Below are 14,230 nucleotides of genomic sequence, written 5' to 3'. Positions count from 1 at the left end.
GGATGAAAAGATGAAACTGATAGCGGCCGGAGATAATGTAGTAGATTATTATCAGGATCAGGAGACGTTTTACCCGGGCGGAAATGCGTTAAACGTAGCCGTGCTTGCCCGGCGCTTAGGCCACGAAACTTCTTATATCGGGATTCTCGGCAGTGATGAAGCGGCGGATCACGTATTGAATGTGCTGAAACTGGAAAAGGTGAATGCCGATCTGATCCGCCGGGCATACGGAGAAAACGGGATGGCGGTCGTCACGCTTGATGAAAGAGGGGACAGGATATTTGCCGGATCAAATAAAGGCGGCGTGCAATCGCGTCTGACGCTCGCTTTTCAGGAGAATGACATCTCATTTATCGCCGGACATGATCTGCTGCATACGAGCGTATACAGCAGGATAGAACGTGACCTCCCGATGCTGAGCGGCCATGTGCCGATTTCCTTTGACTTCTCTGTAAAACGTGACGAAGCCTATTTAGAAGCGGTCTGTCCGTACGTGACGTATGCGTTTTTTTCCGGGAGTGATTTGAGTGAAAGTGAATGTATGCGGCTTGCCGAAAAAGCCCGCGGTTTCGGAGCGAAAATCGTCTGTCTGACAAGGGGGGAATATGGCGCGGTGTTATCGGATGGGGAACGCGTCTATCATCAGCCGGTGGTAAGAGCTGATATAATAGATACATTGGGCGCGGGTGATTCTTTTATCGCCGGGTTTCTTACCGATTTCTTCGAGCATCAGGATATTCGGCGAGCGCTTACTGCGGCCGCCGGGACGGCTGCCAAAACATGCGGAGGGTTCGGAGCGTTCGGTTACGGGCATCCCTACAGGCCGGGCGGCGGGAAAAGCAGTGAAAAAACGAGAATACGATAAGCATTGTCTCGTTTTTTATACTTGTTACGCATAGGGACTGTTAATGGTAAACGTGACGCGGTCGGTATGCATTAAAAACAGCGAGCTGTATATCGGCTTGTCTTTTGACATAAATGCGGTTTTGTCAATTTCAAAAAGCGCATCCCCGATATCACAAGCCAGATAGCGGCTTTCTTCCTGCTTGGCGTATACGACATTTAACAGCTTCGTATTATGGGTGGGCACCACCTGATAGTGCTGTTTCAAAATGTCATGCATCGACACGCCGCCTTTAATATGCTTGCCGATGTCGGGAAATAAACTGAGCGGATAGTGGGCGATTTCGAATGAGAGCGGCTGGTCGTCGTGAAATAAAATGCGTTTTAATTCAAGAACGGGACTTTCGGAAGCGACGCGAAGTTTTTGGGCGATGGATTTAGGCGCTTCAATGGTTTCATGGGAAAGGATCTGGTGTTTCGGTTTTTTCCCCGTTGATTCCATAAATTCTGAGTAGCCGTTGACCGCGATGAGCTCCCGCTTCAGTTTAGGGCTTTTAACGAACGTTCCCTTTCCCTGCTGCCGGACGAGCCAGCCTTCTTCCACAAGATCAAGGATGGCCTTCCTGACCGTTATGCGGCTGACGTTGTACGTTTCGCACAGCTCATTTTCGGTCGGCAGTTTTACGGACGGCGAATAAACGCCCTTCTTGATATCGTCCGCGATAATTTGTTTCAGCTGAATATATAAAGGTTTCGAGCTCCCGTTATTTAACAATGGGACGGACCTCCTTTGTCAAGTAGTAGTACTATTATATGTATTATGACGTTATAATACAAATTTGCTTTTCATTTATGAATCTGTCAGAAACCCCGAACATTTTTAACATAACAGAAAGATGTGGCGGTTTCCAGTATTGGAGGAGGTTTCGAATGGCATCATTAACATTTGACCATATCAAAAAAACATACGGCGCCCAATCGGCGGCAGTGAAGGATTTTCACTTAGATGTAAAAGATGAGGAGCTGCTGGTGCTTGTCGGGCCCTCCGGCTGCGGCAAATCTACGACACTCAGAATGATTGCCGGACTGGAGAGCATTTCTGAAGGGAAGCTTTATATCGATGGAGACGCGGTGAACGATCTGCCCCCGAAGGATCGCGATATCGCGATGGTTTTTCAGAATTACGCGCTGTATCCCCACATGACGGTGTTTGATAATATGGCGTTCGGTTTGAAGCTCAGAAAGCTGCCGAAAAAAGAAATCGCAGAGCGAGTCCGGACGGCCGCTGATATTTTGGAAATCGGGCATCTGCTCAAGCGGAAACCGAAGGCTCTTTCAGGCGGACAGCGGCAGCGGGTTGCGCTCGGCCGGTCGATCGTGCGGGAGCCGAAAGTGTTTCTGATGGACGAGCCGCTTTCCAACTTAGATGCGAAATTGCGAGTGACGATGCGCGCCGAAATCAGCAAGCTCCATCAGCGTTTGAAAGCGACCATCGTTTATGTGACGCATGATCAGACGGAAGCGATGACAATGGGCGACCGGATTGTCGTGATGAATGAAGGAGATATTCAGCAGGCCGCAAGCCCCCATGAGATTTATCATTATCCGGCGAATCTGTTTGTGGCGGGTTTTATCGGTTCTCCGAGTATGAATTTTATAAAAGGCGTCATTGAAGAAAGTCACGGGCAATGGTATTTTGCCGGTTCGTCCGTTCGTCTGCCCATTCCGAAAGAAAAAGCGGCCGTTCTTGTGCAGAAAGGATACAGCGGTAAGGAGATGATTGCGGGGCTGCGTCCGGAGCATTTGACGCTTGCCGGACAATCAGAGCACCCGCCTGAAGCGGTGTGCCGCGCTGTGGCGGAAGTATGTGAAAACTTAGGCTCGGAGATGTACGTTCATGCGGTGAGCGGAGATGACCGCATGACGATCCGTCTTGACGGCGCTTCACAGGTGAAACCCGGCGATGCCATTCTGCTTGCGGTCAATATGAACCGGGCCGTCTTTTTTGATGCCGACACTGAAAACGCCGTATATTGAAAAAGGGAGCCTGATGATCGGGGCTCCCTTATCACTTCTTATGATACGATTACCAGATTTCGTCCGCCCATTCCGGATGGTCGATAAACGGATTGCGGTTATGCTGATAGTCTTCGTAAATGATTTCGTTCCGCCGTTTTTCCTTACTGTCGACGGGGTCTTGTTGATTCCATTTGAGCAAAACGGACAGTTTTCCCATGTAAGGAGCTGAGCCGTTTCCGGTTTTATCATTCAGCTCAAGGTCGGGATACCCGTCGTCTCCTTCATAACGCACCGCCATGTAAAACAGCATGCGGGCGACGTCTCCTTTAACCTCATCGCGCGGCTCCCAGGAATCGCCGTCGTAATAATTGCCCGGCGCTTTCGGGTATTCTGAGCCGCCGTTATCAAAATCCATATTTCCTCTGGCACTGTTCACCTGAACGTCTGCAGGGCGCAGATGATGAATGTCCGTCCCGGGGCCGGCAGCTGTTCCGAAGTTTCCGTGTGACTTTGCCCACACGTGTTCGCGGTTCCAGTCCCCGGCGCTGCCGCCGTTTTTACTTTTGGCCCGTGATTCCTGGGTGTAGAGCAAGATGACATTGTTCGGGTTTGCCGGATCTTCGTCAGTTTCCTTCAATGCATTCCATACTTGGCTGTAAGACAGCTTTGTATGTCCGCTGATGATGCGGTGCAGGGCGCTCTTTAAGGCCGTTCCGCTTTTTCCGGAAGCTTCTTTGTAATATGTGTCCGTATCCGCAGACGGAGTGATGACAGCTGAGGCAGTTTGCGGAAAAAGAGTTGTGCCGCCGGCAGTTGAAACCGCCATCCGGCTGTACAGATTCGTGTCAGCCGGCGCGCCCGCAGAGGCTGACGGCGCGGCCCATCCAAAAATGAAAAACAGGCAGACAATCGGCAGAAACCAAAGTTTTTTTGTCATGACTTGCCCTCCTTTACCTCCATTATCCAAAAAATAAATCTAATATTCTATCTTTTTTGAAAAATGGTTCCTTCGGCTTATTGGTCAAAGTATCCGGAAAATCATTGATTTTTTGGAAGATAAGATAATGAACTCGTTATGCGCTCCTTCTATAATGAAGATCATCTTGTCAGTTTTTCAGTTTAAAAGGAGGGCGTGTATGGAACATCAGCAGCTTTCGGCGGCGAATATCGGGATTTCCGATGACATACAATGGCTGTCTCAATTCGGCGCTTCCGCTTCCGGCGGAGTGACGAGGCTTTTATATACGAAAGAATGGATGGACGCCCAGCTTGCCGTCAAAAAGAAAATGGAGGCGTTCGGGCTGGAAACGGCATTTGACGATGTCGGAAACGTGTTCGGCCGGCTGAACGGCACAGAATCGCCTGATGAGGTGATTCTGACCGGGTCGCATATTGACACCGTTATTGACGGCGGCAAATATGACGGTGCGTTCGGCGTGCTGGCGGGCATGCTGGCGATCCGTCATTTGCATGAGACGTGCGGGCGTCCGAAAAAAACGCTGGAGGCTGTGTCGCTCTGTGAAGAGGAAGGGAGCCGTTTTCCCATCACCTATTGGGGCTCCGGCAATATCACCGGTGCTTTCACGCTTTCAGATGCGGAAACGCCGAAAGACGCGTCCGGCATTTCTCTGTTAGAAGCCATGCGGCAGAACGGCTTCGGTGCAGGCCGTTATCCAGCACCGCTGCGCACTGATATTAGTGCCTTTCTGGAAATTCATATTGAACAGGGGCAAACGCTTGAACGATCGGGAAGGGATATCGGGATTGTCACCGGGATTGCCGGACAGAGACGCTATACCGTTACGCTTGACGGTGAATGCAACCATGCCGGCACCACTTCAATGAAATGGCGGAAAGACCCGCTCGCGACGGGAAGCAGCATCATCCACGAACTCATGCTCTCAGCGGTAAGACAGCCGGAAGAGCTCCGCCTGACGTGCGGGAAAATGACGGTTGAACCGAATATGGCGAATGTCATTCCGGGCCGTATCCAGTTTTCCGTTGATATTCGCCACCCGGAGGAAGACGTGCTGGCAGCCTTCCATCAGAAACTGGCGTCGATTGTTGAAAACATCAGCCGCAGCAAAGGAGTCAGGCCCGTTATTGATGAATATATGAGGATAGAGCCGGTTCAAATGAATCAGACACTGACGCGAACCGCAGCGGAGGCTGCAAAAGAACAAGGGGCGGACCCGGAGAAAATCGTAAGCGGAGCGGGACATGACGCCCAGATGCTCGGCAGAACCTTTCCGGCCTGCATGCTGTTTGTACCGAGCCGTGGCGGGATCAGCCACTCGCCGCTTGAATTCACACCCGCACATCAGCTTGAAACCGGCGTCCTTACGCTGGCGAATGTATTACATAAACTTGCCTATTAACGTAAAGGGGGAATCGGCGTGCCGACCAGAAAAGAATTGTGCATTCCGCAAAGAACCATTATGACACCGGGACCGACAGAAGCTGAACCGAGAGTGCTGAGGGCGATGGGCGCTCCGATCATCGGCCAGTTTGACCCGGCATTTACCGGCATCATGAACGAAACGATGCAAATGCTCCGTGAATTGTTTCAAACGGAAAACCGCTGGGCCTATCCGATTGACGGTACATCAAGAGCGGGGATTGAGGCTGTTCTCGCAAGTGTGATAGAACCGGGCGACAGCGTGCTCGTTCCGATATACGGACGCTTCGGATACCTGCTGACTGAAATCGCCGAGCGGTACGGAGCGGACGTTCATATGATCGAGTGTGAATGGGGAACGGTCTTCCGGCCTGACGAGATTATCAGCGAGATGAAAAAGATTTCCCCGAAAATCGTCGCTATGGTGCACGGAGAAACATCAACGGGGCGGATTCACCCGCTGAAAGAAATCGGGGAAGCGTGCCGCGCCCAAGACGCACTCTTTATCGTGGATGCCGTGGCCACGATCGGAGGCTGCGCCGTAAAAACGGATGAATGGAAGATTGACGCAGTCATCGGGGGAACACAAAAATGCCTGTCGGTCCCCTCGGGAATGGCTCCGATTACTTATAATGACCGGACGGCAGCTGTCATTGCCGCGCGTAAAAAGGTAGAACGAGGCATTGCGACGGCAGCCGACGGCAAAAGGCTGTCCGGTCATCGGCCGGTTACGAGCAACTATTTTGATCTGAGCCAGCTCGAAGATTATTGGAGTGAAAGAAGGCTGAATCACCATACAGAAGCGACAACAATGCTTTATGCGCTGCGGGAGGGTGTGCGCCTTGTCCTGGAAGAAGGACTTGAAGAACGGTTCCGCAGGCATCGGCGTCATGAAAAAGCGCTTACGGCGGGACTTGCAGCGATGGGCCTTGATTTATTCGGCGATCCGGAGGCGAAGCTGCCTGTCGTCACATGCGTGAAGATTCCGCCGGAAGCAGACGGCGAATCGATCAGAAGTATGCTTTTGTCTCAATTCGGAATTGAAATCGCCAGCTCATTCGGTCCGCTGCAGGGGAAAATTTGGAGAATCGGAACGATGGGCTACAGCTGCAGAAAGGAAAATGTGCTGTTTGTGCTGGCCGGACTTGAAGCGGTTCTGATCAGACACGGAGTTGCCGTTAAAGCCGGGGAAGCGCTGCAGGCGGCCCTTAACATATATGATCTGCCGGCTGAAACCGGTGTGCTGTCATGAGACATGAAAACGAGATTGAAATCATCTGGACTTTTTTCCCTTTTCCCCGTTATACTGAATGGTATAAAAAATGACAAATATGGAACGATCATCTGTTTGTCTGGGGAGAAGGTAAGAAATCATGGCGTACATGGGCCGATTGTCAATTTTAATGCTGAATATGTTTATTGCGATGCTTGGAATCGGATTGATTATTCCGATTATGCCCGCATATATTACCGAATTCGGAGCGACGGGGAGCACGATGGGTCTGCTTGTTGCGGCGGCGGGGCTTACACAGCTTTTATTTGCGCCTATTGCCGGGGAAATAACCGACAAATACGGACGGCGGAAACTGATTATTTTCGGCATCGCCGCCTTTGCCGTGTCGCAATTGATCTTCGCTTTTGCCGGAAGCCTGTGGCAATTGTTCGCATCCCGCCTTTTGGGCGGAATGGGCGCGGCGTTTTTAATGCCGTCAATGTTCGCTTACATAGCGGATATTACGACCGAAGAAGAACGCGGGAAAGGAATGGGGCTGTTCAGCGCGGCGATGACGCTCGGTGTCGTCATCGGGCCCGGTGTCGGAGGCTATTTGGTTCATTACGGCATGTCTGTGCCGTTCATCGTGTCTGCAAGTCTCGCCTGCTTTTCAACGGTGCTTTCATTTTTCTTTCTGCCTGAAACGCTGGGACGTGAAAAGCAGCTGGAAGCCCGGGCAAAAACGGAAAAACGTGAGCATCTGTTTAAGCAAATGTCACGCGCGCTCAAATCGCCGTTCGCGTTTATGCTGATTCTGGTTTTCGTGCTGAACTTCGGAATTATGAACTTTGAATCCGTTTTCGGTCTTTACGTTGACCATAAACACGGATTTAAAGCCTCTGATATTGCTTTTATTATTACGGCCGCGGGTCTCATCGGCGTGTTTGTGCAGGCGGTCGGCGTCAGTTATCTCGTCCGCAGGTTCGGGGAAAAGCGCGTCATTAACGTGACGTTGATCGGGGCTGCTGCAGGACTTGTGTGGTGCCGGTTTGCGGGTTCATATTGGGCCGTTTTTGCCGCGGCAATCTTTTTCCTGACGCTGACATCGCTGCTCCGGCCGGCGGTTAATACGATGCTGTCGAAGCTCGCCGGTGACCAGCAGGGGTTTGCCGGAGGGATGAACACCTCATTCATCAGCTTAGCGAATATCGCCGGACCGTCAGCCGCCGGTTTTCTCTTTGATGTAAATATGGAATTTCCGTATATGCTGGGAGCGGCCATTCTCACCATCAGTTTTCTGGCCGCGCTTGGCTGGGGCAAAAAGACACAGACCCGGCCGTTCACGCAGCAAGGATAAGAATCAAAAGCCTCCGGGTATCCGGAGGCTTTTTGCTATCTCATAGGGAGGAAAAAAATGAGTAGACTTAAAACCCTGTTTATTTTCATTTGCATACTGATAGTCACAACCTCTTGCGGTCTCATCCCAACTGGGAATGAAAAAGAGGAAAGAAGCAGCAATCAAAAGACTGTATTAAAGGATATTGACAATGCAAAATTTATTGTTGGTTTTTCTAACACTTTAGATAGGGGAAGTGAGATTGGGGTTTACGGTGAAGATGGTATTAAAATGGATAGCTTGGAATTGAAAGATGGTATAAATTTCACGATGTCTTCACATAACAAAAATAATACGTTCTTCTCATCAAATAGAAGCAATAATCACTTGATGATAGACAATAAAACCGGAAAAATAAACAAAATAAATGAAAAGAGTTTGTCAAAAACAACTGAGGATGAAGGTGCTTTCTTTATAAATAGTTCTGACGGTTATATCATCCATGACATTAACGTTGGATATAAAGACAAAGGGCTGGAAAGTGAACTGGTATATTGGAAGGGAAACAGCCGAAAAAACAAGAAACAAATAAAGCTTGACGGAGAACTTGGATCAGCAATCGTCGCTAAAAATAAAATTTATGTCATTTCAAGTGATGAAGAAAGTATGTCCATCCTTTCAATTAACCCAGAGACAAATAAGCAAGAGAACAAGGCATCCATACCGAATAAAGGGATATACTTCATGGATGAAAAGGATGCATTCCAAGCTCTAGATGAAAATACATTTGTACTGGCAGTTAATGATAACGTGAATGAGAAAGAGAATTCTAAGCTCATATTAATAGACAGAGAGACTCTTAAGGTAAAAAAAGAAGTCGAGATGGAGAAAGGGTTTCATCCTGCAAAATTGAAAATATTAAAAGATAGCATCTTAGCTGTTTCTTTTGATGGGAAGCTGCAGGTGTTTGATAAAAAAATGGTTAAGAAAAAATCTTTTGATTTTTATGCTGGGGATGATAACAAATTAATGAATGATGTTCAATTCAATGACAGAGAGATGTATGTTTTACTCAAAAACTTTGATATCCAGCGTGATAACAAGCTTGGAGATATCACGTCTTATGATTTGAAATCAGGCAAAAAGCTAAAAACAATCCCGCTAAAAGTAAACAAAGAGTGGGAAATTGCACGTTTTGAAATTTTAAAATAAGTTGAGATGATTAGATCAGCTCCAGTTACATTCTGCATATATTATACTCATCATTACCGGGAGATTCCAGCATGGTTCAGGTTACCCTGTAAAGGGCAATAAGATAAGCGAAGGGATGGATTGACATGAATAGTATCAGGTACATATTGTATTTTGTGATTTCTTTCGTTTTACAGCTTCTCTGGTTCTTCTTAGTAAAAGAAAATTCTAATGTAACTATACTAGACATGTTGATAATGTCTCTGTTATTCACATTATTTATGTTCATCTTAGATAAATTTCTCAAAAAAAAGCAGGCTGCATAGGGACTGCTTTTTTTGTTGTAGACTTAAAACTCAAACCAAGATTTATGATCAAGACGAATGAAATTTTGCGGTTTTATTGCGGACATACATAATTTTGGAAATGTTAGAATATTATATAAAAGGAGGAGTGGCCTTGTGAGTTCTGTTTTACCATCATCGGAGGTTGGCGTTAAGATTAATGAATGGTACAAAATGATACGTCAGTTCAGTGTTCCGGATGCGGAGATTTTGAAGCGGAAGTGGAGCAAGAAATAAATGAGATGGAAGAAGACGAGTATCTACTGATTTACTACACCCTCATGAAATTTCGCCATCAGCTTATGCTGGATTATTTAGAACCGGTGACTACCCGCGTGAGACCGACAATTGACGAGCTGCTGGAAAAAATCGAAGCATCAAATAAAGGAATTTCCGGCCTGCTGTGCTATTATTCTTTATTTTTCCGCGGCATGTATGAATTTGATCAAAAGCAGTATGTAAAGGCGATCGGCTTTTATAGAGAGGCTGAAAAACAACTCGTTCATGTGCATGATGAAATTGAGAGAGCGGAGTTTCATTTTAAATTGGCTGAAGCATATTACGGTATGAAACAAAGCCACGTCTCCATGCATCACGTAAAGCAAGCGCTCGATATTTACGATCAGTATGAGTTGTATAAGGTCCGGAAAATTCAATGTCTATTTGTCGTATCAGGGAACTATGTAGACTTTAAACGTTATGAAAAAAGCTTGCCGCATTTAGAAAAAGCTTTAGAGTTGTCGAAACAAGTAAACAATAATGAAAGGCTGCTCAGTTCTGCTTATTACAACATAGGAAAGAATTACGGAGACTTAGAAGAATACAATAAAGCTGAAATCTACTTAAAAAAAGCAGCGGAGATATCCGAAAAGTATAAATTGGGTAACCTTCCGCATTCCTTGTTTACATACGCAAAGCTTCTATTTAAACAAGGGAAAACAAGCGAGGCGATTCAAATCAGCAAAAAGGGACTTTCATCAGCGATATTTCAAGGAGATAAGCTGTTTGAATCTCTGCAAGAATATTTGGAGGCTTTATATATTAATGCAATAGACCAAATGGGAATCAAACAATTGATTACCTTGAGAAACATAAAAACTATTCGTATGTAGAAGATATTGCTCTTGATACGGCTGCTGTTTATGCAGAGTCAAAGCAATATGACAAATCTTATTTTTATCATCAAAAAATGATTCAAACGCAAAAACAAATTCAGAGGGGAGAATGCCTGTATGAATTTTAGAAAAGGCGTATTTATCATTGTGTCGGCTGTCGTTTTAATGTCAGGGATCGGTCTAGCAACATCGGCTGTTTCATTTGATGTATCTTATCAAGTTTCGTCTGATCGTAATCAAACCTAAGAAGGAGAGTGCCTGTATGAAAAAAAGCATCTTCATTATTTTGGGTCTGTCGTTATCTTTGATATGCGGATTGGGTGTAAACACAGTGGAAAAACAAACACATGCTACCTTTCAAACTGCTTCTGATCGTCTTCAAACTTGAACAGCTTACGTCTTTTCTTCGGGAAAGGCTTTTTTAGTTTAGATTAGAGTCTGCTGAAAATCATAACTAACGGCTGATGACATCACTGAAAGCAGATGTTGATGGCAGCATTTTTTGAGAATTTAGCTGAATGAATTCCCCTTAAATAGGATGCGGGAGAACACCCGCATCCCTGTCTCTAACGATTCCTTAACCGATCAGCCGCTGCATTCTCAGCGCGAGCCGCAGGCGCATCGTCGTCTCCGGATCTTTTAAGCTTTTGCCGAGCAGTTCCTCGCATTTTTCTAAACGATAGATCACCGTATTTCGATGGACGTACAGGCGCTTAGCCGTTTCTGAAATCTGGCAGTGGGTCTCCAGATAAACAGACAGCGTATGAAGCAGGCTCTGGTCCTCCTTTTGCCGGTCGGCCAGGCTTTGGAGGGTGGCTTCGTAAAACTTCTTCACATCTTCCGCCGGAAGCAGGCGGAGCAGCTCCGGCACGTCTTTGGCATGATAGATTTGAATAAACTCCGCGCTTCTGGACAAATGCCCGGATGAAATGGCGTCTGAAGCTTCAGTAAAAGCGTCAGGGACGTCGATCAGCTTTTGGCATATGTTTGAGATGCCGAAGGAGACAGTCCGTTTAAACTGCGTCCGGACCTGCTTTTGAAACTGCTCCAAAAAGCTGATGACAGACGCGTGCATTTCATTCCAGCTGTCTGTCGCTTCAATTAAAAGAATACCGACATTTCCTTTAATAAAGAGATGAGGGGGAAACGGAAAGGATGACAGCTCCCCTTCAAGCAGATCAAATACATGATCGGAAACGAGCTGATTTTCGGTAAAGCTGATCGTTTTCTCATTTCGGTCAAGCTTTCCGCAAATGCACATGTATTTCTGATCCCAGCGGAGCCGGAATTCTTTGGCGCGGCTTTTGATTTCTTCATGGCCGGTAAATGAGCGGTCGATGAAATTGCTGAAAAATTCATTGCGCGCCCGTCTGCCAAATTGTTTGACGGCATTTTCTTTCAGCAGTTCAAAGGAAATGACGTTAGCCGCCTGTTCAATTGTCAAAATCATGCCTTTATCAGCGGTCTGCACCAGCTCCGGTATCACCAGATAACCGCAGTTTTTCTCAACATTCAGAATCGGCAGGACAGAATACGCCTTTCTGTCGGACAGCATGGAAAAGCAGGTGAAATAAGGCCCGGAAAGGGAATAACAGATGTTTTTCAATAAAGACGTGTCAATGGGTATGCGGTGGGACGATGATAAGAGTTTTGTATGCTGATCCAAAAGAAGCACGGGAAGCCGGAGAATGTCTGAGAGCTTCTTAAGCAGGGATTGCAGCCCTTTGCCGCTCATGATGTGGTTTGTGAATTTTTTATGGGCGTAAATGGCCTGCTGGAGCTCATTTGAACGCATATCAAGAATATGGCTCAGTGTGGCGTTGACGATATCTCCCAGCCTGATGTCTTCCGGCAGCTCAATAATCGGAAATTCATACCGGTCGGCAAGCTCCGCGGCATCTTTCGGAATGACATTAAGATAACGCTTCGTTTTGATCCCCAGTCCCGCGCAGCCCCGTTTTGCCATGAGGCGGATCAAATCTTTCAACAGTTGCGGGCGGTCCTTCAAGTGGTAAGCCGTGGTGACGAGCAATTCGTTTTTATGTAAAAAATCAGCGATGTCCGGCGCATCCATCATGTTGACGTGCTGCACCTCCCTCCAGCCGCCGGATTTGCCTGCGATTAATGCAGCCCGCTCATAAGCGGGAATCTTCATCACGTCATAAATGTTCATCAGTCAGTCTCCTTTCAGGTTCTAAAGACAACCATTGGTTAATATGAATAAAAATCATCAAAAATTATAGCGGTTTTGCTGATGTATTACGATCATAGTAGCAGTAAACTGGCAATCATAGACGCATGTTGTGATAAAAACTGACAGAAAATCGTCATCCTTACAGGGAGGAAGATAAAATGGCCTATGACGTAATTGTAAAGGGTGCGAAAGCTGTACGAAAAGGCGGAACAGAGCGGGCTGATATCGCCGTCAAGGACGGGAAAATCGCCTTGATCGGACCCGGCATTGACGAAAACGCGGAACAAGTGGTGCAGGCGGACGGCATGTATGTGTTTCCGGGCGCGGTCGATTGTCACGTCCATTTCAATGAACCCGGCCGAGAAGAATGGGAAGGCATTGAAACCGGCTCAAACATGCTGGCTGCCGGCGGCTGTACGGCTTATTTTGATATGCCGCTTAACTGCATCCCTTCGACGGTAACTGCTGAAAACCTGCTGGCAAAGGCGGAAATCGCCGAACGGAAGTCAGCGGTTGATTTTGCGCTTTGGGGCGGTTTGATGCCCGGATATACCGAACATATCCGGCCGATGGCAGAAGCGGGGGCAATCGGGTTTAAAGCGTTTCTGTCTAAATCGGGAACGGATGAATTTCAATCAGCCGATGAACGGACTCTTTTAAAGGGAATGAAGGAAATCGCGGCGTGCGGCAAGATTTTGGCCCTGCACGCAGAAAGCGACGCCCTCACCCGATTCCTTGAAGCCGAGTACGCGCTCCAAGGGAAAATTGATGCCCGCGCTTACGCTTCCTCACGTCCGGAAGAAGCCGAATGCGAGGCTGTGCAGCGGGCGATTGAATATGCAAGAGCGACGGGATGCGCGCTTCATTTTGTACATATCAGCACGAAACGGGCCGTGCTCTCCATTCAGCAGGCGAAAAAAGACGGATTGGATGTCACCGTTGAAACGTGTCCGCACTACTTATTATTCAGCTTTGAAGACTTCCTCAAAAAAGGGGCGGCCGCCAAATGCGCTCCGCCGCTCCGCTCAGAGGCTGATAAAGAGGAATTGATCGGAGTTTTGGCTGAGGGCCTGATTGATATGGTGTCTTCGGATCATTCTCCCTGTCATCCGTCTTTGAAACGCGAGGATAATATGTTTCTGTCGTGGGGCGGGATCAGCGGAGGCCAATTTACGCTTCTCGGCATGATTCAATTAGCGATCGATCATGGGATTCCGTTTGAACATGTGGCCCGATGGACGGCCGAAGCACCTGCCAAGCGCTTCGGTTTAACGAATAAAGGACGGCTTGAAGAGGGATTTGACGCTGATTTTGCCATCGTCCGGCCGGAACCTTTTACCGTCACAAAAGAAACGATGTTTTCCAAACATAAGCAAAGCCTGTATGAAGGCCGCACCTTTCCATACCGAATTGCTGCGACCTACAGCAAGGGGCGCTGTGTGTACCAGGATGGCGGCCGTAAGCAGAGCGGGGCTTTCGGAACATTCCTGAAGCCTTCTCAAATAAAGGAGCCGATTCTCTGATGAGAATCGGTTTTTTTTGTCGTTTGGAAAGCGGGTCTCGTGGTATCTTTTTAT

Annotated in this window: 11 protein-coding genes and 1 pseudogene; 9 read left to right on the top strand and 3 right to left on the bottom strand. The window is 47.5% G+C overall.

The genetic code is table 11. The features are described from left to right. The first annotated feature begins 10 nt into the window (after positions 1–10). A complete protein-coding gene (locus BXO87_RS06550; RefSeq protein WP_032867112.1) occupies positions 11–865 on the top strand; it encodes a PfkB family carbohydrate kinase in 855 nt (284 codons plus the stop codon). A 24-nt stretch (positions 866–889) separates the two neighbouring features. Here the strand turns inward: BXO87_RS06550 and frlR are convergent, their stop codons facing one another. After that, positions 890–1,618 (bottom strand): transcriptional regulator FrlR, encoded by a 729-nt coding sequence (frlR, locus tag BXO87_RS06545; RefSeq protein WP_020956300.1) that lies wholly within the window; start codon positions 1,616–1,618, stop codon positions 890–892. Positions 1,619–1,773: 155 nt separating this feature from the next. On the opposite strand from frlR, the gene BXO87_RS06540 reads away from it, so the two are divergent. Further along, complete coding sequence (locus BXO87_RS06540; protein WP_047936103.1) at positions 1,774–2,880, top strand: ABC transporter ATP-binding protein; 1,107 nt, start codon at positions 1,774–1,776, stop codon at positions 2,878–2,880. Positions 2,881–2,929: 49 nt separating this feature from the next. Here the strand turns inward: BXO87_RS06540 and BXO87_RS06535 are convergent, their stop codons facing one another. Beyond that, positions 2,930–3,799 (bottom strand): endonuclease I family protein, encoded by an 870-nt coding sequence (locus BXO87_RS06535; protein WP_032869753.1) that lies wholly within the window; start codon positions 3,797–3,799, stop codon positions 2,930–2,932. Between the two features lie 199 nt (positions 3,800–3,998). On the opposite strand from BXO87_RS06535, the gene allC reads away from it, so the two are divergent. From allC to BXO87_RS06505, 6 genes and pseudogenes are all read left to right on the top strand, one after another. Further along, complete coding sequence (allC, locus tag BXO87_RS06530; RefSeq protein ID WP_076851271.1) at positions 3,999–5,240, top strand: allantoate deiminase; 1,242 nt, start codon at positions 3,999–4,001, stop codon at positions 5,238–5,240. 60 nt (positions 5,241–5,300) lie between these two features. After that, positions 5,301–6,512 carry a pyridoxal-phosphate-dependent aminotransferase family protein gene (locus tag BXO87_RS06525; protein ID WP_408856610.1) on the top strand — a complete coding sequence of 404 codons (1,212 nt, stop codon included), beginning with the start codon at positions 5,301–5,303 and terminating at the stop codon, positions 6,510–6,512. A gap of 121 nt (positions 6,513–6,633) precedes the next feature. Beyond that, positions 6,634–7,830 (top strand): MFS transporter, encoded by a 1,197-nt coding sequence (locus BXO87_RS06520; RefSeq protein ID WP_039063585.1) that lies wholly within the window; start codon positions 6,634–6,636, stop codon positions 7,828–7,830. Positions 7,831–7,887: 57 nt separating this feature from the next. After that, positions 7,888–9,021 carry a hypothetical protein gene (locus tag BXO87_RS06515; RefSeq protein WP_047936099.1) on the top strand — a complete coding sequence of 378 codons (1,134 nt, stop codon included), beginning with the start codon at positions 7,888–7,890 and terminating at the stop codon, positions 9,019–9,021. 125 nt (positions 9,022–9,146) lie between these two features. Then, positions 9,147–9,326: a hypothetical protein gene (locus BXO87_RS20985; protein ID WP_007410112.1), complete on the top strand. Its 180-nt coding sequence runs from the start codon at positions 9,147–9,149 to the stop codon at positions 9,324–9,326. A gap of 135 nt (positions 9,327–9,461) precedes the next feature. Beyond that, a pseudogene (locus tag BXO87_RS06505) lies at positions 9,462–10,587 on the top strand (response regulator aspartate phosphatase). 449 nt (positions 10,588–11,036) lie between these two features. Here the strand turns inward: BXO87_RS06505 and BXO87_RS06500 are convergent. Continuing rightward, entirely contained in the window at positions 11,037–12,632 is a 1,596-nt protein-coding gene (locus BXO87_RS06500; protein ID WP_014418804.1) for a PucR family transcriptional regulator, read from the bottom strand. A gap of 179 nt (positions 12,633–12,811) precedes the next feature. Between BXO87_RS06500 and BXO87_RS06495 the strand changes: the two genes are divergently transcribed. After that, entirely contained in the window at positions 12,812–14,176 is a 1,365-nt protein-coding gene (locus tag BXO87_RS06495; RefSeq protein ID WP_032867130.1) for an allantoinase, read from the top strand. The last annotated feature ends 54 nt before the right edge of the window (positions 14,177–14,230 follow it).

This window comes from Bacillus sp. GZB, from assembly GCF_001975995.1.
GTDB lineage: Bacteria > Bacillota > Bacilli > Bacillales > Bacillaceae > Bacillus > Bacillus velezensis.
This window is presented reverse-complemented; position numbering and strand designations above follow the sequence as displayed.

Coding starts and splice junctions, on each gene's coding strand:
- BXO87_RS06520 (WP_039063585.1), top strand. CDS start 6,634: ATGGCGTACATGGGCCGATTGTCAATTTTAATGCTGAATATGTTTATT.
- allC (WP_076851271.1), top strand. CDS start 3,999: ATGGAACATCAGCAGCTTTCGGCGGCGAATATCGGGATTTCCGATGAC.
- BXO87_RS06500 (WP_014418804.1), bottom strand. CDS start 12,632: ATGAACATTTATGACGTGATGAAGATTCCCGCTTATGAGCGGGCTGCA.
- BXO87_RS20985 (WP_007410112.1), top strand. CDS start 9,147: ATGAATAGTATCAGGTACATATTGTATTTTGTGATTTCTTTCGTTTTA.
- BXO87_RS06515 (WP_047936099.1), top strand. CDS start 7,888: ATGAGTAGACTTAAAACCCTGTTTATTTTCATTTGCATACTGATAGTC.
- BXO87_RS06535 (WP_032869753.1), bottom strand. CDS start 3,799: ATGACAAAAAAACTTTGGTTTCTGCCGATTGTCTGCCTGTTTTTCATT.
- BXO87_RS06495 (WP_032867130.1), top strand. CDS start 12,812: ATGGCCTATGACGTAATTGTAAAGGGTGCGAAAGCTGTACGAAAAGGC.
- BXO87_RS06540 (WP_047936103.1), top strand. CDS start 1,774: ATGGCATCATTAACATTTGACCATATCAAAAAAACATACGGCGCCCAA.
- BXO87_RS06525 (WP_408856610.1), top strand. CDS start 5,301: ATGACACCGGGACCGACAGAAGCTGAACCGAGAGTGCTGAGGGCGATG.
- BXO87_RS06550 (WP_032867112.1), top strand. CDS start 11: ATGAAACTGATAGCGGCCGGAGATAATGTAGTAGATTATTATCAGGAT.